Here is a 20,713-nt window from a genome sequence, read left to right as displayed (position 1 = left end):
CCATGGAGACAAAGACATGCACGACATTTTGAGAAGAAAAACGGCCTCTGCGCTCGTCCATAAAGCGCTGATAGCTATTGTTTGTATAGCATCCGGTGCAGCAGGGGCGCAAACTGCGTTCCCCCACAAGCCCGTCAAACTGGTGGTGGGATTTGCCGCAGGCGGCCCCACCGATGTGGTGGCCCGTGCGTTTGCCGACCACGCCAGCCGCGCGCTGGGCCAGCCCTTTGTGGTGGACAACAAGCCCGGCGCCAACACCATCCTGGCCGCCCAGGCGGTGGCCAGCGCGCCCGCCGACGGCTACACGCTGCTGTTTGGCGCCACCAATCACACCATGATCCCGGGTCTGTACGCCGGGCGGGTGAAGTTCGATGCGGTGAAGTCGTTCAAGCCGCTGTGCACCGTAGCCACCAGCCCCACGGTGCTGGTGGTGGGGCAGGCCCTGCCCGTGAAGTCGCTGGCTGAGTACATGGCCCGTGCGCGCGAGGAGCCGGGGCGTCTGTCCGCAGGCACGGCGGGCGTGGGGAGCTCAGGCCACTTTGCCACCGAGATGTTTGCCCGCGCCAACAGCTTGCAGCTGAACCATGTGCCCTACAAGGGCGCCGCGCCGGTGGTCACGGACTTGGTGGGCGGCCAGCTCGACAGCTCGTTTGCCACGCTGGGCTCGGTGCTGCCGCAGATCAAGAGCGGCAAGCTCACCGCGCTGGCCGTGGCATCGCCCAAGCGGTCGTCGCTGCTGCCCGATGTGGCCACGTTTGCCGAGGCCGGTGGCGGCAAGTATTCGGCCGACGCCTGGTATGGCCTGCTGGCCCCGGCGGGGCTGGACGACGCCATTGCCCAGCAGCTGGAGCGCGTGGCCAGGGACTTTGTGCAAAGCCCTGCGGCCAACGACAAGTTGCGCGGCCTGGGGCTGGACGCCGATGCCACCTGCGGCGCTGCGTTTGCCAGCCAGGTCGGCCGCGAAGTGGCCGCCTATACGCAGATTGCACGCGAGCTTGATCTGAAAGTGGATTGACCCCCCTGAGGCGCTTTGCGCCTTCCCCCCCTCTCTCGCCTCGCTGCGCGATGCGGGAAGGGGGACGCAGCCAGTGCGGCAGGGCGGCCCTTGCACGGCTGCCTGCGCTTTGTCAGCGCCAGTTTCGCAGGCCATGGGCCAGCGATACCTGTTTGTTCTTCATGGATTGAATAGATAAGGAGACTTCATGTTGCGTTTTCTCAAACCCTTGATCGCCGCCTGCGCCCTGGCTGCAGGCCTGGCCCACGCCGCGTTCCCCGAGCGGCCCATCACACTCGTTGTGCCCTATGCCCCCGGTGGCGCGGCCGATGCGGTGGCCCGCGTGGTGGCCACCCGCCTGGGCGCCAAGCTGGGCGGCAGCGTGATTGTGGACAACAAGGCGGGCGCCAGTGGCACCATTGGCGCGAGTTTTGTGGCCAAGGCCCCGGCGGATGGCTACACCATGCTGTACGACGCCACGCCGCACTCTATCAACCCGCACCTGTTCCCCAAGATGCCGTATGCCAGCACCGCGCTGCAGCCACTGTCGCTGGTGCTGCTGGCGCCCAATGTGCTCATCGTGAAGGCCGATGCGCCCTACAAGAACGTGGGCGAGCTGATTGCCAAGGCCAAGGCGCAGCCCGGCAAGATCAACTTTGCCTCGGGCGGCAGCGGCACGGTGCAGCGCCTAGCGGCGGAGCTGATGGCCCAGAAGCTGGGCCTCGATATGGTGCACGTGCCCTACAAGAGCGGTGGCCCCGCCATCACCGACGTGATTGCGGGCCAGGTGGACTTCATGTTCGGCACCGTGGCCGCCACCTACCCGCATGTGGCGGGCGGCAAGCTGCGCGCGCTGGCCGTGTCGGCGCCTGAGCGTTCCAAGCGCCTGCCCGATGTGCCCACCGTGGCCGAGGCGGCCATCCCCGGTTATGAGGCCTATGAGTGGAACGGCGTGTTCCTGCCTGCGGGCGTACCTGCCGACGTGGCCACCAAACTGCAGCAGGCCCTGCAAGAGGTGCTGAAGGAAGACGAAGTGAAGCAGCGCCTGGCCGACCTGGGCGCCCAGCCCATCGGCTCCACGCCTGCGGAGTTTGCCGCCTTCCTCAAGAAGGAAGACAGCAAGTGGGGCGAGGTGGTGAAGAAGGGCAACATCAAACTCGACTGAGCCATGTCTTTGCCCGCGCTGACCACGCCCGTGCCGCACTCGGTGGGCCTGAACCGCCCGCAGCGCCTGCTGCCGCCCGGCGCGTGCGACAGCCACATGCACACCTTCGATGCACGTTTTGCACCGTCTGCCCACTGGCCGCGCACGCCGCCCGATGCGCCCGTGGCCGCCTATCGGCAGCTGCAGCAGCGCCTGGGCAGCACACGCACGGTGGTGGTGACGCCATCCACCTACGGCACCGACAACGCCTGCACGCTGGATGCGCTGGACCAGTTGGGTGACGACGCACGTGGCGTGGCTGTGGTGGACCCCCGCGTGAGCGATGCAGAGCTGGCCCGGCTGGCCGCGCGCCGCGTGTGCGGGCTGCGGGTCAACTTTGTCTCACCCCAATCGTGGGGCACCACCACGGCGCAGATGCTGACCACACTGGCGGGCAAGGTGGCACGGCATGCGGACTGCGCTGGCTGGCACATCCAGGTGTTCGCACACCCGGAGCAGATCGTGGCGCTGGCGCCTGTGCTGCAGGCGCTGCCGGTGCCGCTGGTCATCGACCACCTGGGGCGCATCGATCCGGCCGAAGGTCCATCGGCCCAAGCCTTTGGCGTGCTGCGCCGCTTGCTGGACGGGGGCAACACCTGGGTCAAGCTCTCGGGTGCCTACATGCGCTCTGCCGTGCAGGGCCCCAGCTACGCCGACACCCTGCCGCTGGGGCAAGCCCTGGTGCGGGTAGCCCCCAATCACCTGGTGTGGGGCAGCGACTGGCCCCACACCACCGAGGCGCCGGGCACCGTGAACGATGCCGACCTGGTGGACCTGCTGCGCGCTTGGGCGGGCTCGGATGCGGCGATGGACCGTATCCTGGTGGACAACCCGGCGCGGCTTTATGGTTTCGGCGCCACCTCCTGACAAAGAAAGCCTCTTCCATGTTTCTGCTGCAATCCCCCGAGGTCCGCGAGCTGGCGTTTTTCAGCTCCATGCCCGACACCTTCCGCCGCCCCGAGCGCAGCGTCTGGGCCGATGCCAACCGGGGCGGCACCGTCACCGATTCGTTCCTCGAAGGCCCGGTGTTCGACGGCGTGGGCAACCTGTACGTGACCGACATCCCCTGGGGCCGCATCTTCCGCATCGACCCGCAGGGCGCGTGGACGCTGGTGGCCGAGTACGACGGCGAGCCCAATGGCATGAAGTTCATGGATGCTGGCACGCTGCTCATCACCGACTACAAGAACGGGTTGATGCGGCTCGATATCGCGACCGGCAGGGTCACGCCGTACCTGGAGCGCCGCAACAGCGAACGCTTCAAGGGCGTGAACGATTTGATCTTCGACGCCGACGGCAACCTGTACTTCACCGACCAGGGCCAGAGCGGCCTGCACGACCCGAGCGGGCGCCTGTACCGGCTGCGCCCCAATGGCCAGCTCGACCTGTTGCTGGCCAACGTGCCCAGCCCCAACGGCGTGGCCCTGTCGCCCGACGGCCGCGTGCTGTACCTGGCCGCCACACGTGGCAATTGTGTGTGGCGCGTGCCGCTGCTGCCCGATGGCAGCGTGGCCAAGGTGGGGCAGTTCTTCACGTCCTATGGCCCGAGCGGCCCCGATGGGCTTGCGGTGGATGGGGCGGGGCGCCTGTTGGTGGCCAACCCGGGCCTGGGTTATGTGTGGGTGCTCAACCACCGGGCCGAGCCCGTGCTGGTGCTGCGGGGGCCGGCCGGAGCCTCCACCACCAATCTGGCTTATGGCGGGCAGGGCGGACAAACGGTGTTCGTGACCGATTCGACCCACGGCCACATCCTGCACGCACGGCTGGATGCGCCGGGGCTACCCCTGCACCGCTCGACCCCGGACTGAATGTCGGGCCAAAGGGCAAGGGCGTTTTCAGAGCTTTACTGGGCTGCGGCGACCTTTGCGGCGCCGCGATAGCGTGACAGCCAGTGCGCGTAGGGCACGGGCAGCGTGTTCCATTCAGGCTTTTGCACGCCCAGCACCTGCGCCAGGTGGTAGGTGTAGTGCGGATTGGACAGGTGGGCGCGGCCGATCATCACCAAATCCATCTGGCCGTCGGCCACTGCACGTTCAGCGATTTTCGGGTCATCGATGCCCCACGACGAGGCCACGGGCAGGTCGGCTTCGCTGCGCACGCGCTGTGCGACCGGGGCCAGGAAGGCGGGGGTTGCCCAGGGAATCTGCGTCTCGGCAATCACGAAGTTCGCGCTGACGTTGACCATATCCAGGCCACGTTCGCGCATCTTGCGCACCAGCTCAATGGACTCGGCCACGGTTTCCTCGTCGCGTCCGTCGTATTCGATGACTCCGAAGCGTGCCGTGAGTGGCAGGTGCGCGGGCCACACCTTGCGCACGGCCTCCACGGTTTCCAGCAGAAAGCGCGCGCGGTTGTCAAAGCTGCCGCCGTACTGGTCGGTGCGCTGGTTGCTGTGGGGCGAGAAGAAGCTCTGCGCCAGGTAGCCGTGGGCAAAGTGCAGTTCCAGCCACTCAAACCCTGCGGCCAGTGCGCGACGTGCGGCGGCCACAAAGTCGGCCTGCACGCGGGCAATGTCTTGCAGTGTCATGGCCTGGGGTACCCGGGGCAGACCGCCGCCGTAAGCAATGGCGGACGGTGCTATCGGCTGCCAGGCACGCGCGTCGTTCTCGGGAATGTGGTCATCGCCTTCCCAGGGGCGTTGGGCGCTGGCCTTGCGGCCTGCGTGGGCGATCTGGATGCCGGGCACGGCGCCGGCGGCCTTGATGCTGGTGGCGATGCGGCCCATGCCTTCGATCTGCTGGTCGTTCCAAAGGCCTGTGCAGGCCGGGGTGATTCGGCCTTCGGGCGATACGCCCGTGGCCTCGACGATCACCAGGCCTGCGCCGCCGCGAGCGAGACCGGCGTAATGCGCCTGGTGCCATTCATTGGTGAAGCCGTCCACCGCGCTGTACTGGCACATCGGCGGGATCGCGATACGGTTGCGCAGGGTGACGCTTTTGAGCTGGAACGGTGTGAACAGGGCAGACATGCAGCTTGCTTTCTTGTCGGTTAAGTAGAAAAGGAATTTCGGGCTGGGAGCGGGGGCAAAGACACCACGGCCACGCACCGTGAAGATGGTGGGTACGATGCAGCCATAAACCAAATCGATAGTTCTTATTTCTGAAATCATGGCAATTGATATCAGGGCCATGGACCTGAACCTGCTCAAGGCACTGGATGCCTTGCTCGACGAACGCAGCGTAACCCGCGCCGCCCAGCGCCTGTCGCTCACCCAGCCTGCGGTGAGCGGCATGCTGACCCGGCTGCGCGAGAGCTTTGATGACCCGCTTTTCGTGCGGACACAGCGTGGCATTACGCCCACGCTGCGCGCACAGGAGCTGGCCGCGCCGGTCAAGGAACTGCTGGGTGGGATCGAGTCGCTGCTGCAACCTCAGGTCTTTGACCCTGCCACGGCGCAGATGACGGTGCAGCTCGCATCCACCGACTATGCGCTGCAGGCGGTGGTGGTGCCATTCCTGGCCATGCTGCGTCGCCACGCGCCCGGCGTTCGCGTGGCCGTGGTGCCGGCCCAGCATCTGCCGGTGTACGAGCGGCTGGAGCGGGGCGATATCGATCTCGCCCTGATCAGCCCCGAGAACACGGCGCCCGACCTGTATGCCCGGCACCTGTTTGACGAGCGCTACGTGTGCGTGATGCGCGCCGGGCACCCGGATGCGAAGGGCGGCGCGCTGTCGCTGGACCGCTTCTGCGCGCTGGACCATGCGCTCATCTCATACACGGGTGGCGGTTTCTGCGGCGTGACGGATGAGGTGTTGGCACGCTTGGGCCGATCACGGCGGGTGGTGCTGTCGATCACCAGCTTTCTGGTGCTGCCGGAGATCCTGCGCAATAGCGACCTGATCGCGGTGGTGCCCCAGCGGGTGGTAGCTGATGCACGCGGGCTGGTTGTGCTGGAGCCACCAGTGGCCATACCTGGCTTCGTTAAAACTGCTGCCTGGCATGAACGCACCCACCGCTCCCCGGGGCACCGCTGGGTCCGCTCGGTGCTGTTCGATACGTGTGGGTGCAAGGAGGCCGGTAGTCCGCTGCATTTGCCGAAATTAGAGAAAAACTATTGAATTAATCAAAACTATTGCCTTTTCATAAGGATATGCACTCCATAACATCGGCTGCTCACCAACGCCAACAGGAGTGCCTCATGACACAAGAGACCAACAAGTGCCCGTTTGACCACACCAAGGCTGCCGCGCCCAAGGGCCGTGGCAATGCCGACTGGTGGCCAGACCAGCTCAATATCCGTCCCCTGAACCAGAACTCCCCGTTCACCGATCCCATGGGCGACGGCTTCGATTACGCAAAAGAATTCAAGAGCCTGGACCTTGCTGCCGTAAAGGCCGATCTGCATGCGCTGATGACCGACTCGCAGGACTGGTGGCCCGCAGACTTTGGCCACTACGGGCCATTGTTTGTGCGCATGGCCTGGCACAGCGCCGGAACCTACCGCCTGGCGGACGGACGTGGCGGCGCAGGGGCAGGGCAGCAGCGGTTTGCGCCGCTCAATAGCTGGCCCGACAACGCCAACCTGGACAAGGCCCGCCGCCTGCTCTGGCCCATCAAGCAGAAGTACGGCCGCAAGATCTCGTGGGCCGACCTGATGATCTTGACCGGCAACGTGGCACTGGAGTCCATGGGCTTCAAGACCTTCGGCTTTGCCGGTGGCCGCCCCGACGTGTGGGAACCCGATGAAAACGTGTACTGGGGCGCCGAGACCACATGGCTCGGCGGCGATAAGCGCTACAGCGGCGAGCGCGACCTGGCCAAGCCCCTGGCCGCAGTGCAGATGGGCCTGATCTACGTGAACCCCGAAGGCCCGAACGGCAACCCTGACCCCCTGGCCGCAGCGCGCGACATCCGCGACACCTTTGCCCGCATGGCGATGGACGATGAAGAGACAGTGGCATTGATTGCTGGTGGCCACACCTTTGGCAAGACCCACGGCGCGGGCGATGCCGCGCTGGTGGGCAAGGAGCCCGAAGGCGCAGGCATCGAGGAGCAGGGCCTGGGCTGGAAGAGCAGCCATGGTTCTGGCAAGGGCGGCGACACCATCACCAGCGGCCTGGAAGTCACCTGGACCACCACGCCCACGAAGTGGAGCAACAACTTCTTCGAAAACCTGTTCGGCTTTGAGTGGGAGCTGACCAAGAGCCCGGCCGGTGCCCACCAGTGGACGGCCAAAGGTGCCGAGGCCACGATTCCACACGCACACGATCCGTCGAAGAAGCTGGTACCCACGATGCTCACCACCGACCTGTCGCTGCGGTTTGATCCGGCTTACGAGAAGATCTCGCGCCGCTTCCTGGAGCACCCTGAGCAGTTTGCCGACGCATTTGCGCGCGCCTGGTTCAAGCTCACACACCGCGACATGGGGCCGCGTGCACGCTACCTGGGCCCTGAAGTGCCCGCCGAAGTGCTGGTCTGGCAAGACCCTGTTCCTGCAGTGGATCATGCTCTGGTCAACGAACAAGACATCACGGCACTCAAGTCCAAGGTGTTGGCGTCGGGCCTCTCGATCTCTGAGCTGGTATCGACGGCCTGGGCTTCTGCCTCAACTTTCCGAGGTGGCGACAAGCGCGGCGGAGCCAATGGGGCGCGCATTCGTCTGGCTCCGCAGAAGGACTGGGACGTAAACCAGCCTGCACAACTGGCCAAGGTGCTGGGCCAGCTCGAAGCCATCCAGCGCGCGTTCAACGCCGAGCAGACGGGCGGCAAGAAAATCTCGCTGGCCGACCTCATCGTGCTGGCCGGTGGCGCCGCTGTGGAGGCTGCCGCGAAGCGAGGCGGGCAGGACGTGACCGTGCCTTTCACCCCCGGCCGCACCGACGCCTCGCAGGAGCAAACCGATGTGCCATCGTTCGAAGTGATGGAGCCCGTGGCCGATGGCTTTCGCAACTACGTGCGCCCCGGGCTGGAGGGTGCTGTGGCCGAACTGCTGATCGACCGCGCGAACCAGCTGACCTTGACTGCGCCAGAGATGACGGTGCTGGTCGGCGGTTTGCGGGTACTGGGTGCCAACATGGGCCAGGCGCCTCACGGAGCTTTCACGCAGCGCCCGGAAACGTTGAGCAATGACTTCTTTGTGAACCTGCTCGACATGCGCACCCAATGGCAGAAGTCAGCGAGCGCAACCGGTGTGCTGGAAGGGGTGGACCGCAGCACAGGCGCCAAGAAATGGACCGGCACCGTGGTCGACCTCGTGTTTGGCTCGAATTCCGTTCTCCGTGCGCTGGCCGAGGTCTATGCCAGCAGCGATGCCCAGGCCGTGTTTGTGCAGGACTTCGCCCGCGCCTGGACCAAGGTGATGAACCTGGATCGCTTTGATCTCGCGGCAGCGTAAACCTGGGGCTCAGCACTTTGACAAAGCCACCTGCCTGGCCCTTCACGGGGTATGGCAGGTGGCTTTGTGTTTTTCGTGCAGGCGCTGCGGCTACGATGGCGGCCCCAACTGAACCGGAGAGCCCGCATGACACAACAACTCCCATCCACCAAGGACTTCGAAAAAGGTCTGGCCACACGCAAGCAGGTCATGGGCGAGGACTTTGTCGCCAATGCCTTTGGCAATGCCACGGCGTTCACCCAGCCGATCCAGGAGTTCATCACCCGCAATGCCTGGGGCGATGTATGGCAGCGGCCGGGGCTGGACATGAAGACGCGCAGCTTGATCACGGTGGCGTTTCTTACCGCGCTGGGTAAGCAGCATGAGCTTAAGGGCCACGTGCGCGGCGCGCTCAACAACGGCGCTACAGCGGCAGAGATCCAGGAAGTGTTGCTGCACGCCAGCATCTACTGCGGCCTGCCGACGGCAGTCGAGGCTTTTCGCACAGCTGCTGACGTGATCGACGGCCCGAAGTAGGGCTCAACCAGCGAGCAATTTGTGTACTAGGTCGGCAGCGGTGGATGCGTTGTACTTGCGCATGAGGCGTGCCCGGTAAATCTCCACCGTGCGGTGGCTGATCTCCAGGGCCCGGCCGATCTCCTTGGAAGTCAGTCCCTCCAACAGGCGCGCGGCCACCTCGCGCTCGCGGCCTGTCAACTCGGCCTTCACGGGGCGTTGCGAACTCAGGTCTTCAAAGCTCCAGATGCCTGATTCATGCGGGGCATCTCGGTTGAGTGCACGGCCTGACACATGGCACCAGAAGACCTCACCGTTGGCACGCTTCATGATGCGGTTGTCGGCGTAGTGGCCCTTGGCGTTCAGAATAGGTTCCATGTGCGCCCCAAGGCGCTCGTATTCGTCGGCGCTTGGATAAAGTATCTGGAACGACTGACCGATGAGCACCTCGCGCGAGGCGCCGAACATCTCGCACACATGCCGGTTGCAATCGACCATGGTGCGGTTGCGCGACAGCACCAGGCCCACGGGGGCCATGTCAAAAGCGAGTCGGTAATCAACGTCCATTGGCAACGTCCATAGTGCAAGTCTTTACGGGATACTACTTAATCGGGTACGTAGTATCGTAGCGCATCCAAATTCACAAGGAGATCGTGGTGAACAAGTTATTCCCCTCCGCAGCTGAGGCCCTCAAGGGCGTGGTTGCAGACGGCCAGCTCATGGCTGTGGGTGGTTTCGGTTTGTGTGGCATTCCTGAAGCGCTGATCGACGCCTTGCGCGATTCCGGCGTCAAGAACCTCACCGTGATTTCCAACAACGCAGGTGTCGATGGCTTTGGCCTGGGCAAACTGCTGGAAACCCGCCAGATCAAGAAGATGATTTCGTCCTACGTGGGCGAAAACAAGGAGTTCGAGCGCCAATACCTTGCCGGCGAGCTGGAGCTGGAGTTCACGCCCCAGGGCACGCTGGCCGAGAAGCTGCGTGCAGGCGGCGCGGGCATTCCTGCTTTCTTTACCAAGACCGGTGTGGGCACCATCGTGGCCGAGGGCAAGGAACTGCGCGAGTTCGACGGTGAAACCTATGTGATGGAACGCTCGCTCGTGCCTGAGGTGGCGCTGGTCAAGGCGCACCGCGCCGACAAGTCGGGCAACCTGCAGTTCCGTCTGACGGCCCGTAACTTCAATCCTGCCGCTGCCATGGCCGGCAAGGTCTGCATCGTTGAAGTGGAAGAGGTGGTGGAAACCGGTGCCATGGTGCCGGACCAGATCCATCTGCCCGGCATCTATGTGCACCGCATCGTGCACAACCCGAACCCGGAAAAGCGCATCGAAAAGCGCACCATCACTGAGAAGGCGGGCGTTTAAGCCTGCGTTTATCGAAAAGCAGGCGTGCAAGCCTGCCGTCACCGAACAAGCTGGAGAAATACATATGTCGTGGAGTCAAGACCAAATGGCGGCGCGTGCCGCCCATGAGCTCGAAGACGGCTTTTACGTGAATCTGGGTATTGGCATCCCTACGCTGGTGGCCAATTTCGTGCCCGCCGACAAGGAAGTGTGGCTGCAGTCCGAAAACGGCATGCTCGGCATCGGCCCGTTCCCCAACGAAGATGAGGTGGATGCGGACCTGATCAACGCTGGCAAGCAGACCGTGACCACCATCAAGGGCTCGTCCATCTTTGGCAGCCATGACAGCTTTGCCATGATCCGTGGCGGCAAGATCAACCTGTCCATCCTGGGCGCCATGCAGGTCAGCGAAAAGGGCGATCTGGCCAACTGGATGATCCCCGGCAAGATGGTCAAGGGCATGGGCGGCGCGATGGACCTGGTGGCGGGTGTCAAGCGCGTGATCGTGCTCATGGAACACGTTGCCAAGAAGAAGGACGGCACCGAAGACCTGAAGATCCTGCCCCAGTGCACGCTGCCGCTGACGGGCGTGGGCGTAGTGGACCGCATCATCACCGACCTGGCGGTGATGGACGTCACCCCCCAAGGCCTGAAGGTGGTGGAACTGGCTCCGGGCGTGACGTTTGATGCCCTGCAAGCCAAAACGGGCGTGACGCTGATTCCTTGACCGTTGTTGGGGGCGTTCCTCAAACGCAAAAAAGGCCGAGGCCCCGTGAGGGGCCTCGGCCTTTTGCTTTCAGCATCGGGCTGCAGCCGTGACAACGACCGCAGTACCTCCCGCGCGAATTACATGGCGCTGAATTCGCCCGAAGGGATCTTGCCAGTGCGCAGGGCTTCAGCAGCCTGGGCGCGCACAGCAGCGCGGTCAGCCGTGGACGTGTAGGTCACCACACGCGAACCAGCGGGCTCGATGCTGCGGGTCTGGGCCACGGTGGCGGCTTCAGCGGCCACTTCGGCACGGGTGCGGTTCGTGTCGAACTTCAGGGCAAATTGCGAACCATCGGCTTCGTCAGCGTGGGCGCCGAAAGCAGTGAAAGCGGCAACAGCGGCGATAGAGAGGAAACGGACAGACTTGTTCATGGTGAAACTCCAGTGAAATTCAAAAAATAGGGACGAGGTACTTGGCAATACGAAAACGTGTGAACCGTGGATTCAACAAGAATCAACCACGCTCACCCGAAGGGATCTGGCCAGCGCGCAGGGCTTCGGCAGCCTGGGCACGCACGGCAGCGCGGTCAGCCGTGGACGTGTAGGTCAACACACGCGAGCCTGCCGGCTCGATGGAGCGGGTCTGGGCAACGCTGGCGGCTTCTGCCTGCACTTCAGCGCGGGTGCGGTTGGTTTCAAATTTGGTAGCGAATTGCGAAGCATCGGCTTCGTCAGCCTGTGCGCCAAAAGAGGCGAAAGCGGCAACGGCAGCGATGGAGAGGAAGCGGGCGGTGTTGTTCATGATGAAAATCCTTGGAAGTTAAAAAGCGTCTCAAAAAAGCCGGGTCAAAAAACCATTCCTGAACCGGGTTCGGTGAGTCGCCTTGCGGGTTCGTCTCATCGATGGGTTGAACTGTACGCGGGTGAAGTCCAAAGAAAAACCACCGAGTCGCAAACTAACTGTTCCAGTATTGGAAACAATGCCGCCAGAGAATTTCAGGGTTTACCCAAATTTTTGGCCTGAAAAGAAGGCTTGAACCGCTTTTGCATGCAATGAATGAAGCGTTTATCTGGAATGGTGATCCATGGCTGCAGGACGGGCTTAATCGGGTGGTGAATGGCGTGCAGGGAAGTCTCCCGGCCTTGTGAAACACGGGGGGCGGCGACTGGGACTTGATCTGGCTCAAGACTGTGTGTGGCCCGGGTATTTTTCGTGGATGCCCCCCGGGGAGAACACTCTATAGTCCCGAATAAGCTTTTGTTATCTGCATGACGGACACCCTTGCGCCTGCGGGCATCGACACTTCGGACAGCCCCCACTACTTGCGCGCGTTGACCGACATGGCTGACCGGCGCACGGTGGTTGCTGACGCAGCCATTTACACCGACAAAGGTATCAAGCTGGTCGAAAAAGGCGCGCGCATCGACAGCCGCCTGTATGACCGCCTGGTGCAGCACAAGCTGCGCGAGCCCATTGACCGCCATCTGTCCATCGAGAATCCCGTGGACGTACCCGCTTTGCTCGCGGCGGGGCAGGCCATGAGCGAACAGGAGGTGCTGCCCAACCTGCTGGCAGAAGCCCTCGGCTCGGCTGCCCGGCTGCTGGCGCCACTGCGCTCGCTGCCCTTGCCTCCATCCATGGCCTGCAAGCTCACCGTGATGCGCGATCAGCGGCCCGGGCTGTTTCAACACAGCCTGCAGATGATGACGGTGGCCGTGTTCCTGGGCATCAAAAGCGGTCTTGCTGAGCGCGACTGCGCCAATCTTGCGGCAGCAGCCTTGCTGCACGATCTGGGGGTGCTGCACATGGATCCGGCCTGGGACGATCCCGACCACAAGGTCGTTGGTGTTCAGCGCAAGCATCTGGTGGCGCACCCCATCACCGCCATGCTCATGATCCGCGATACCCAGGTCTATCCCCGGGCTGTGGATGTGGCGGTGCTGGAACACCACGAGCGCATGGATGGCAGCGGCTACCCGCGTGGCCTGGCCGGTGCAGACATCTCTGTCCTGGGCCGCATCCTGTTGCTGGCCGAGGTGGTGGCGGCGTTCTATGAAAAATACGACGACATGCCCGCGCAGCGCCTGTCGCTGGTGCTGCGGCTGAACCATCGCAAATTTCCATCGGCCCTGGTGGCACACATCCTGCCCCTGCTGCAGGAAGAAGTCGCCCGGGAATCTGCCCTCATGCCGCTGGGCAACGATGCCTCGCGCCAGATCGATCTGCTGGCCGAAGCTTTTGAATGCTGGGATCAGCTCAAGACCGCACTGCCTCCCGAAGCCAGTGTCAAGGCACTGCCGGGAAGCGCCTTTGTGTTCCTCGATGCGCGGCTGCTGGCTTTGCAAAAAGCCTTGCTGGAGGCCGGTTCACACCCTCGGCAGCAGGGTGAACTCATGACCCAGTTGCAGGGCGATGCCATTGGGATGGCTGAAGTGGCGCTGGTGGGGCGCGAGGCGCTGTGGCAGCTGCAAAGTATTGTGAATGCCAGCTATCGCCGCTGGCCGCAGCTGGCAGACCGCGCCACCCCTGCAGATGCAGCGGTGGCGGATTGGTGTGATTGGGCAGTGCGGAAGCTTTGAAAAGGGTGGTCAGCCCACCCGGCTTCGCAGCCAGAACCGATGGCGCATCGCCCAGCCAGCCATGAGCACCGCGAGGACCAGCAGCCCCCATTCAGACAGCGTCGGAATGGATGCTGGCGGCGCGATGCCGATGTGGACCGTGAATGAATCCGCTGTCGGGCCCGTGCCCCAGGTCCAGAGATAGGTGCCCGGTGTGAGTCCCAGGCTGGCCAGCGAGGTCGCAGTCCAGGTGGCCGAGGACGTGAGCGCAGAGCCCGAGACGTAACCTGCCGGGGCGAAGACGAAACCGGGCATTGTGCTGTCCAGGCCCACCATGTCGCCAGATCCTGCATTCGCCCCGACAGGGCCTCCGCCTCCGAACGCTGGTGGGCCGGATATCCCCAGGTAGGCGTCCACGGTGCCAGCCGTACCGGTGAAGACCAACCCAGCCGAAGCAATGACCCCGGGGGACAGAGGCCCGCTGCCCGCAGGCGAGAGGGCCCCCAGATTCATGCTGCCACTGCCACTGGCGACCACATTGCCACCGCTTTCAAAAAAGTAGAGCGTATAGGCAGCGAACGTGTTGCCGGACAGGAGCAGCAACAGGGCGACTGCTGCCGATTGGATTGTTTTCATTCAACGGACCCTCTCTTTTTTGTCCTGCCCATTGTAGGGAGCGTGGTGTGCGTTGGCCCAGTTTTATAGGGCCTGTGACGCGTTGCCTCCAAAAGCCCCTCACCCCAAAGTCTTCTCCGCCAGTTGCCCCGGTGCTCGAAATACTGGTTATATTTACAGTATTCATATTGTTCTTCTCGTCTTCGCCATGCCTGCGCTACGCCACTCCCTGGGGGTTGTCGCGTCCGATCTGCCATTGACCGTGCCCGGTGTCTGGCATGCGGACGCATTGGGTGCGGGCCAGTTGCAGGTGCAGTCCACCGGTTATGGTCCTCTGGATGCGCAGTTGCCCGGTGGGGGCTGGCCGGTGGGGGCGTTGAGCGAGGTGCTGCAGCCCCTGGCGGGCCTGCACGAATGGCAGCTGGTGCTGCCTGCCCTGGTACAGGCCACTGCCCCGCGCTCGGGGGCGGTGGTGGTGGTAGCGCCGCCTTGCGAGCCTTTTGGACCGGCGCTGCAGGCCCAGGGCTTGTCAGCCGAGCGGCTGTGTGTGGTGCGGGCCGATGCCGCCGCTGCGCTCTGGGCGGCAGAGCAGGCGTTGCGTTGCCGGGAGGTTCTGGCCGTGATGGCCTGGCTGCCGCAGGTGCAGCCCGCAGCCCTGCGCAGGCTGCAACTGGCAGCAGCGCAGCAACGTCAACTGCTATGGGTGTTTCGCCCGGCCAGTGCTGCGGCGCAGGCCTCACCAGCCTTGCTGCGGCTACAGGTGCAGGGGATGGCCATGCCGGGAGGTGTATGCACAGTCCCCGGGATGCAGGTGCACATTCTCAAGCGCCGGGGGCCGCCCCTGGCGCAAGGGCTGGATCTGCCGGGCTGTCATCCCCGGCTGGCCCAGGTGCTGGCGGCCCAGGCCGGGCGTCGGCGTGCAGCGCAGGTGGATGCTGGTAGCACCTTGGTGGCAGGTCGCCTTGCTGCGGCAGCCAAGGCATCGGGGGCGTTGCCCATGCGCCCTTCATTGGAGCTGCTGGTGCCGTTGGGGGCGGGGCCAGAGGGGAGGGCGCATGCACTGGATCGCGCTGCCATTGCCCTGGTGCGATGAGGCATCCGCACCGCCTGCAGGGGTTGTGCACACCGCTGCGGCAGGCTGGTGGGCCCTGCGTTTTACCCCGCGTGTGGCACTGGTGGATGCAGAGGCCGTGCTGCTGGAGGTGTCCACCACCGAGCGGCTGTGGGGCGGGCGCGAAGTGCTGCTGGCCCAGGTGCTGCAGGCCTGGGCCTGGGCCGGGGCATCTGCCAGGGGCTCCGCCCCCCCCGCTGCCCAGGTCGCTGGCGAGTGTGGGCCTGCAGGGGAAGGGACGGCGGCGGGCGCACAGCCGACGGGCGCACCCGTGATCTGGGGCAGTGGCCCCACCGCCCTGGTGGCGCAGGCCCGGCTGCGTGTGGCGTTGGCGGGGCAGGCTCTCCCTGCACAGGGCCCGCTGAGCCTGCCTCTGCACACACTCACAGCCTTGCGCCCGCATGTGGCCAGCCTGGAGCGCATGGGCTGTCGCACCTGGGGAGCACTGCGGGCGCTGCCCCGCGCCGGGGTGTCGCGGCGTTTTGGTGCGGCGGTGCTGCGGGTGCTGGACCAGGCCCTGGGGGATGCCCCCGAGGCCCACGCCTGGCTGGAGCTGCCCGAGCAGTTTGTGCTGACGGGCGAGTTGCCTGCGCTGGCAGAGTCGGCCGATGCGCTGCTCTGGAGCGCCAGCCGCTGCCTCACGGCCTTGCAAGGCTGGCTGCAAGCGCGGCAGCAGGGCGTGCTGGGCCTGGAACTGGCCTGGCGCCATGACCTGCGGCGCATCGATGGTGTGGTCATCGCCCCCACGCAGGCGCTGCAGGTGCGCACGGCGCAGGCCACGCAGGACATGGGGCATCTGCGGCGCCTGTTGTCTGAAAATCTGGCGCGCACCTCGCTGGCCGCGCCGGTCAATCAGATCACGCTGCGTTTGCTGGAGGCGGCCCCGCTGCCACACCGCAGTGCGAGCCTGCTGCCGCCCGACCATCTGGGCGGCGCCGACCCTGCTGGCGCCCAGGGCGAGGCTTTGCACCAGTTGCTGGAGCGCCTGTCAGCCCGGCTGGGAGAAGACCATGTGCAGGCCCCGGTGCTGCAGGCCGACCACCGCCCCGAATGCATGCAGCAGTGGCGCTCGGCGGCCGAGGTGCTGCGCGTGACGGCGGCGGCCGCAAAGCACGCTGCAGCCCGGAATGCCTCCGTCAGTGTTGCCAAGACGGCGCTGGATGCAGCCCCCGATGCCCTGCTGCTGCCCACCTGGCTGCTGAACCCGCCCCGGCGGCTGGCGGTGCAGGGCAACCGCCCCTGCCACCACGGCCTGCTGCGACTGCTGGCCGGGCCCCACCGCTTTGAAGCGGGCTGGTGGTCTGCGGCCGGGGAGGGCGCAGGCCCGGCCCCCGGTGAAGGTGCCCTGGCCTTGCGCGACTACTTTGTGGCGCACAACGATGTGGCGGGGCTGGTGTGGGTGTTTCGCGAGCGGCTGGCGCCGGTGCCGTCCGTGTCGGATGGTCCCCCTGTCGCCGTGCGGCCCCATCGCTGGTTCCTGCATGGGGTGTTTGGGTGATGTCTGCGGAGGCTCCATGGGCCTGACACCTTCCTCTGCATCGCCTGCACAAGCCACCGCGCTGCCGGGCTATGCCGAGCTGCACTGCCTGTCCAACTTCAGCTTCCAGCGTGGTGCATCGCATCCACAGGAACTCGTGAAGCGCGCGCTGGCGCTGGGCTACCAGGCCCTCGCGCTGACGGACGAATGCTCGGTGGCGGGTGTGGTGCGCGCTTGGGAGGCCGCCAAGGAATGTGGTTTGCACCTCATCGTGGGCAGCGAGTTTTTGTGGGGTGACGACCTGCGGCTGGTGGCCCTGGCGCGCGATGCCGAGGGCTGGGGCAATCTGTGTGAGTTCATCACTGCGGCCCGTGCGGTCGCATCCAAGGGGCAGTACCACGTGGGCCCTTGCAGCCCCTGGGGATTGCTGCAAGGGTGCGAATTGCTGCTGGCGCCTATCCGGCGACGCTTTGATGCTTCTGATTTGATAGCTATTAGCGCTTGTCTATCCAGCGCTAGAGGCCAATTTGACTCAAATTTTGATGGCCATATCTGGTTGGCGGTCGAACTGCACCTGGCCCCGGACGACAGCCTGTGGCTGGCCACGCTGCAGCGTGTGGGTGCGGCGCTGGGCTTGCCGCTGGTGGCAGCGGGCGATGTGCACATGCACGCCCGTTCGCGCAAGCCGCTGCAGGATGTGATCACCGCCGTACGCTTGGGCCGCAGCGTGGGCGAATGCGGGTTTGCGCTGCAGCCCAATGCCGAGCGCCATCTGCGCCGGCGCGTGCGGCTGGCGGGCGTCTATCCGCCCGAGTTGCTGGACGCCACGCTCACCGTGGCGGGGCGCTGCACGTTCACCCTGGACGAAATCAAGTACCAGTACCCGCTGGAGACCGTGCCCGCTGGCATGACCCCCGCGCAGGCCCTGGCCTGGCTGGTGCAGGTGGGCGTGCAAGGCGTTTACCCGCAGGGCGCGCCACAGAAGGTGCAGGCGCAGATCCGCAAAGAGCTGGACCTGATCGCACACTGCCAGTACGAGATGTACTTCCTCACGGTGCACGACATCGTGCGCTACGCGCGCAGCCAGGGCATCCTGTGCCAGGGGCGTGGCTCGGCCGCGAATTCGGTGGTCTGCTACATGCTGGGCATCACGGCCGTGCCGCCCGAAAACTCACACCTGCTGTTCGAGCGCTTTATCAGCAAGGAGCGCAAGGAGCCGCCCGACATCGACGTGGACTTCGAGCACGACCGGCGCGAGGAGGTCATCCAGTACATCTACGAAAAATACGGCCGCGAGCGCGCCGCCATCGCGGCCGTGGTTACCACCTACCGCACGCGCAGCGCGCTGCGCGATGTGGGCAAGGCGCTGGGCGTGGCGCCGTCCTTGGTCGATGCCTTTGCCAAGGACCACCACTGGTTTGACGAGCAGTTCGCCACCGACCGGTTGCAGGAACTGGCTGAAAGCCTGGGTGCATCGCTGCACCTGCACACGGCCCAGCTGTGGCTGGAGCTGGCGGCGGACCTCAAAGGCTTTCCGCGCCACCTGAGCCAGCATGTGGGCGGCTTTGTGCTCACGCAGGGCAAGCTCACGCGCCTGGTGCCGGTGGAGCCCGCGAGCATGGAGCACCGATCGGTCATCCAGTGGGACAAGGACGACCTGGACACCATGGGCCTGCTCAAGGTCGATGTGCTGGCCCTTGGCATGCTCAGCGCGCTGCGCCGCTGCCTGAATTTGCGCGAAGCCTTGCGCGGTGAGCGCTGGGACCTCCAGGGCATTCCGCGCGAAGACCCCGCCACCTACGACATGATCTGCGCCGCCGACACCGTGGGCGTGTTCCAGATCGAAAGCCGCGCGCAGATGAGCATGCTGCCGCGCCTGCGGCCGCGCGAGTTCTACGACCTGGTGGTGGAGGTGGCGATTGTGCGGCCCGGGCCTATTCAGGGCGGCATGGTGCACCCCTACCTGCAGGCGCGTGAACGCAGGCGCAGGGGCGAGCCGCTGCAATTGGAAAAGCCTGAACTGGAAGCGGCCCTGGCGCGCACGCTGGGCGTGCCGATTTTTCAGGAGCAGGTGATGCAGATCGCCATGGTGGCGGCCGGGTTCTCTGCCGGCATGGCGGACGATCTGCGCCGGTCGATGGCGGCCTGGAAGCGCAAGGGCGGCGTGCACCGGTTCGAGCGCCCACTGGTCGGAGGCATGGAAGCGCGTGGTTACCGTACCGAGTTTGCCCAGGCCATCTTCCAGCAGATGCTGGGCTTTGGCGAATATGGCTTTCCTGAAAGCCACGCCCACAGCTTTGCCTTGCTGGCCTATGCCAGCAGCTGGCTCAAATGCCATGAGCCCGCGTGTTTTCTGGCCGCGCTGCTCAATTCGTTGCCCATGGGTTTTTACACCGCCTCGCAACTGGTGCAGGATGCGCGCCGCCACGGCGTGCGTGTGCTGCCCATCGACGTGACCTGCAGCGACATCGACTGCACGCTGGAGGGCACACCAGAGCCGCTGAGACCGGCGCGGGGGCTGGGCGTGCCGCCACTGCCGCAGCCCGCTGTGCGTCTGGGCTTGCGGCTGGTGGGCAGCCTGCACAAAGATGCTGCCGAACGACTGGTAGAGGCCCGCGCTACAGGCCCTGCCTTTGCCAACACCGAAGACCTGGCCCTGCGCGCACAGCTGAGCCAGCAAGACCTACAGGCGCTCGCTGCAGCCGATGCGCTGGCGGGCCTGTCAGGCCACCGGCGCCAGCAGATGTGGGAGGCGGCCGCGCAGCACACGGCACCGCCCCTGCTGCGCGATGTGCCCGTGCACGAAGTGCCCCTGCAACTGCTCGCCGCGCCCGAGGGCGAAGAGATTCTTTTCGACTACGCCGCCACCGGCCTCACACTGCGCCGCCACCCGCTGGCCCTGCTGCGCCCGCGCCTTGCGCGCTGGCGCCTGCAGACCGCCCTGCAGCTGAACACCGTGCCCCATGGCCGCAAGGTGCGCGCCTGCGGCATCGTCACTGTGCGCCAGCGCCCCGGCACGGCCAAAGGCACGATGTTCGTCACGCTGGAGGACGAGACGGGTCCCGTCAACGTGATCGTGTGGCCTGCGCTGGTGGAGACATGGCGCAATGCGCTGCTCAGGTCGCAATTGCTGGCGGTGGAAGGCGTGTGGCAGTGCAGCGTGCCCGAGGGGGAGGGGGCCGATGCGCCATCGCCATCAGCGTCGGTAGTGCGCCACCTGGTGGCCCAGCGCTTCAAGGACTTGACGCCGCTGCTCGGTCGCATGGCCCAGGCGCTGCAAGGCAGCCGGGACTTTCACTGACCTGCTGAACCGCTTCGGATCATCCTTCTGACTCCCTTGCGGTCACCGTTCCAGCAGATAAGCGTGGGGGTCGATGAAGAACGCTTTTTTGGCGCCCTGCGTAGCGCCATCCACCTTCCACGGCGCGGGCAGCATTCGCACGATGGAATAGTGCAGGTGTGGCGGCTTGCCCTGCGCATTGCCGCTGGCCCCCAGCGTGCCAATCGCCTCTCCAGACGCCACGAAGGAGAAGGCGCCTGTGCGGATCGAGTCCAGGTGCGCAAAGTAATGCAACCGCCAGCGCGGCCCGAGCACCAGCACCACCTTGCCGCCTTTGGCGATTTCTCCTGTGAACAGCACGACGCCATCCGTAGTGCTCAGCACTGGCGTACCGGTCTGGCCAAAGATGTCGATGCCCTTGTGCACACCCGAGCTGCCCCAGGGTTCGAACCAGAAGGACTTGGGATTCCAGTCTTTTGCGGAGGCCCCGGCCACGGGGATCTGGATGCGCTCTGGCAGTAACAGGCCCGCCACCAGCACGGCCAGCAGGGTGAGGCCCAGAATCTTTGCAATTTTCATGGCGCGATTATTCC

The 20,713-nt window shown here is 65.0% G+C and carries 19 protein-coding genes; 13 read left to right on the top strand and 6 right to left on the bottom strand.

What is annotated here, in order from left to right; translation table 11 throughout:
- Window positions 1-16 precede the first annotated feature (16 nt).
- The 4 genes from ACQ4MJ_RS09540 to ACQ4MJ_RS09525 all read left to right on the top strand — a co-directional run bounded on the left by ACQ4MJ_RS09540 (window position 17) and on the right by ACQ4MJ_RS09525 (window position 4,006).
- Entirely contained in the window at window positions 17-1,015 is a 999-nt protein-coding gene (locus ACQ4MJ_RS09540; RefSeq protein WP_431152869.1) for a Bug family tripartite tricarboxylate transporter substrate binding protein, read from the top strand.
- A gap of 187 nt (window positions 1,016-1,202) precedes the next feature.
- Window positions 1,203-2,159 carry a tripartite tricarboxylate transporter substrate binding protein gene (locus tag ACQ4MJ_RS09535; protein WP_121419964.1) on the top strand — a complete coding sequence of 319 codons (957 nt, stop codon included), beginning with the start codon at window positions 1,203-1,205 and terminating at the stop codon, window positions 2,157-2,159.
- Window positions 2,160-2,162: 3 nt separating this feature from the next.
- Window positions 2,163-3,065, top strand: coding sequence for an amidohydrolase family protein (locus ACQ4MJ_RS09530; RefSeq protein ID WP_431152870.1), 903 nt, complete (start codon window positions 2,163-2,165; stop codon window positions 3,063-3,065).
- Between the two features lie 17 nt (window positions 3,066-3,082).
- Entirely contained in the window at window positions 3,083-4,006 is a 924-nt protein-coding gene (locus ACQ4MJ_RS09525) for an SMP-30/gluconolactonase/LRE family protein (RefSeq protein ID WP_431152871.1), read from the top strand.
- 35 nt (window positions 4,007-4,041) lie between these two features.
- Here the strand turns inward: ACQ4MJ_RS09525 and ACQ4MJ_RS09520 are convergent, their stop codons facing one another.
- Complete coding sequence (locus tag ACQ4MJ_RS09520; RefSeq protein WP_431152872.1) at window positions 4,042-5,166, bottom strand: NADH:flavin oxidoreductase/NADH oxidase; 1,125 nt, start codon at window positions 5,164-5,166, stop codon at window positions 4,042-4,044.
- 139 nt (window positions 5,167-5,305) lie between these two features.
- Between ACQ4MJ_RS09520 and ACQ4MJ_RS09515 the strand changes: the two genes are divergently transcribed.
- From ACQ4MJ_RS09515 to ACQ4MJ_RS09505, 3 genes are all read left to right on the top strand, one after another.
- A complete protein-coding gene (locus tag ACQ4MJ_RS09515) occupies window positions 5,306-6,256 on the top strand; it encodes a LysR family transcriptional regulator (RefSeq protein WP_431152873.1) in 951 nt (316 codons plus the stop codon).
- Between the two features lie 80 nt (window positions 6,257-6,336).
- Window positions 6,337-8,532, top strand: coding sequence for a catalase/peroxidase HPI (gene katG / locus ACQ4MJ_RS09510; protein WP_431152874.1), 2,196 nt, complete (start codon window positions 6,337-6,339; stop codon window positions 8,530-8,532).
- Between the two features lie 126 nt (window positions 8,533-8,658).
- Window positions 8,659-9,048 carry a carboxymuconolactone decarboxylase family protein gene (locus ACQ4MJ_RS09505; protein WP_121422713.1) on the top strand — a complete coding sequence of 130 codons (390 nt, stop codon included), beginning with the start codon at window positions 8,659-8,661 and terminating at the stop codon, window positions 9,046-9,048.
- Window positions 9,049-9,051: 3 nt separating this feature from the next.
- Here ACQ4MJ_RS09505 and ACQ4MJ_RS09500 read toward each other — a convergent pair whose 3' ends face one another.
- Window positions 9,052-9,594 carry a PAS and helix-turn-helix domain-containing protein gene (locus tag ACQ4MJ_RS09500; RefSeq protein WP_055402413.1) on the bottom strand — a complete coding sequence of 181 codons (543 nt, stop codon included), beginning with the start codon at window positions 9,592-9,594 and terminating at the stop codon, window positions 9,052-9,054.
- 89 nt (window positions 9,595-9,683) lie between these two features.
- Between ACQ4MJ_RS09500 and ACQ4MJ_RS09495 the strand changes: the two genes are divergently transcribed.
- Window positions 9,684-10,391 (top strand): CoA transferase subunit A, encoded by a 708-nt coding sequence (locus tag ACQ4MJ_RS09495; RefSeq protein WP_055402415.1) that lies wholly within the window; start codon window positions 9,684-9,686, stop codon window positions 10,389-10,391.
- A 64-nt stretch (window positions 10,392-10,455) separates the two neighbouring features.
- On the top strand, window positions 10,456-11,097 hold the full coding sequence (locus tag ACQ4MJ_RS09490) for a CoA transferase subunit B (protein WP_055402417.1): 642 nt from the start codon (window positions 10,456-10,458) through the stop codon (window positions 11,095-11,097).
- Between the two features lie 119 nt (window positions 11,098-11,216).
- Here the strand turns inward: ACQ4MJ_RS09490 and ACQ4MJ_RS09485 are convergent, their stop codons facing one another.
- A complete protein-coding gene (locus tag ACQ4MJ_RS09485) occupies window positions 11,217-11,510 on the bottom strand; it encodes a DUF4148 domain-containing protein (protein WP_121419969.1) in 294 nt (97 codons plus the stop codon).
- Window positions 11,511-11,592: 82 nt separating this feature from the next.
- Window positions 11,593-11,880 carry a DUF4148 domain-containing protein gene (locus ACQ4MJ_RS09480; protein ID WP_121419970.1) on the bottom strand — a complete coding sequence of 96 codons (288 nt, stop codon included), beginning with the start codon at window positions 11,878-11,880 and terminating at the stop codon, window positions 11,593-11,595.
- A 467-nt stretch (window positions 11,881-12,347) separates the two neighbouring features.
- Here ACQ4MJ_RS09480 and ACQ4MJ_RS09475 point away from each other — a divergent pair, with 467 nt between their 5' ends.
- Window positions 12,348-13,658 (top strand): HD-GYP domain-containing protein, encoded by a 1,311-nt coding sequence (locus ACQ4MJ_RS09475; RefSeq protein WP_431152876.1) that lies wholly within the window; start codon window positions 12,348-12,350, stop codon window positions 13,656-13,658.
- A 9-nt stretch (window positions 13,659-13,667) separates the two neighbouring features.
- On the opposite strand, the gene ACQ4MJ_RS09470 is transcribed toward ACQ4MJ_RS09475, so the two are convergent.
- Window positions 13,668-14,273, bottom strand: coding sequence for an IPTL-CTERM sorting domain-containing protein (locus ACQ4MJ_RS09470; protein ID WP_431152877.1), 606 nt, complete (start codon window positions 14,271-14,273; stop codon window positions 13,668-13,670).
- A 187-nt stretch (window positions 14,274-14,460) separates the two neighbouring features.
- On the opposite strand from ACQ4MJ_RS09470, the gene imuA reads away from it, so the two are divergent.
- The 3 genes from imuA to ACQ4MJ_RS09455 are packed head-to-tail and all read left to right on the top strand — an operon-like array spanning window position 14,461 to window position 20,141.
- A complete protein-coding gene (gene imuA, locus ACQ4MJ_RS09465; protein WP_431152878.1) occupies window positions 14,461-15,345 on the top strand; it encodes a translesion DNA synthesis-associated protein ImuA in 885 nt (294 codons plus the stop codon).
- On the top strand, window positions 15,308-16,861 hold the full coding sequence (locus ACQ4MJ_RS09460) for a Y-family DNA polymerase (RefSeq protein ID WP_431152879.1): 1,554 nt from the start codon (window positions 15,308-15,310) through the stop codon (window positions 16,859-16,861). The genes imuA and ACQ4MJ_RS09460 overlap by 38 nt, the downstream gene beginning before the upstream one ends.
- Window positions 16,862-16,877: 16 nt before the next feature.
- Window positions 16,878-20,141, top strand: a complete 3,264-nt coding sequence (locus tag ACQ4MJ_RS09455) for an error-prone DNA polymerase (protein ID WP_431152880.1) — start codon at window positions 16,878-16,880, stop codon at window positions 20,139-20,141.
- A gap of 42 nt (window positions 20,142-20,183) precedes the next feature.
- Here the strand turns inward: ACQ4MJ_RS09455 and ACQ4MJ_RS09450 are convergent, their stop codons facing one another.
- Window positions 20,184-20,699, bottom strand: a complete 516-nt coding sequence (locus tag ACQ4MJ_RS09450) for a M23 family metallopeptidase (protein ID WP_431152881.1) — start codon at window positions 20,697-20,699, stop codon at window positions 20,184-20,186.
- Window positions 20,700-20,713 lie beyond the last annotated feature (14 nt).

This window comes from Acidovorax facilis, from assembly GCF_050626955.1.
Taxonomy (GTDB): Bacteria; Pseudomonadota; Gammaproteobacteria; order Burkholderiales; family Burkholderiaceae_C; genus Acidovorax; species Acidovorax facilis.
This window is presented reverse-complemented; position numbering and strand designations above follow the sequence as displayed.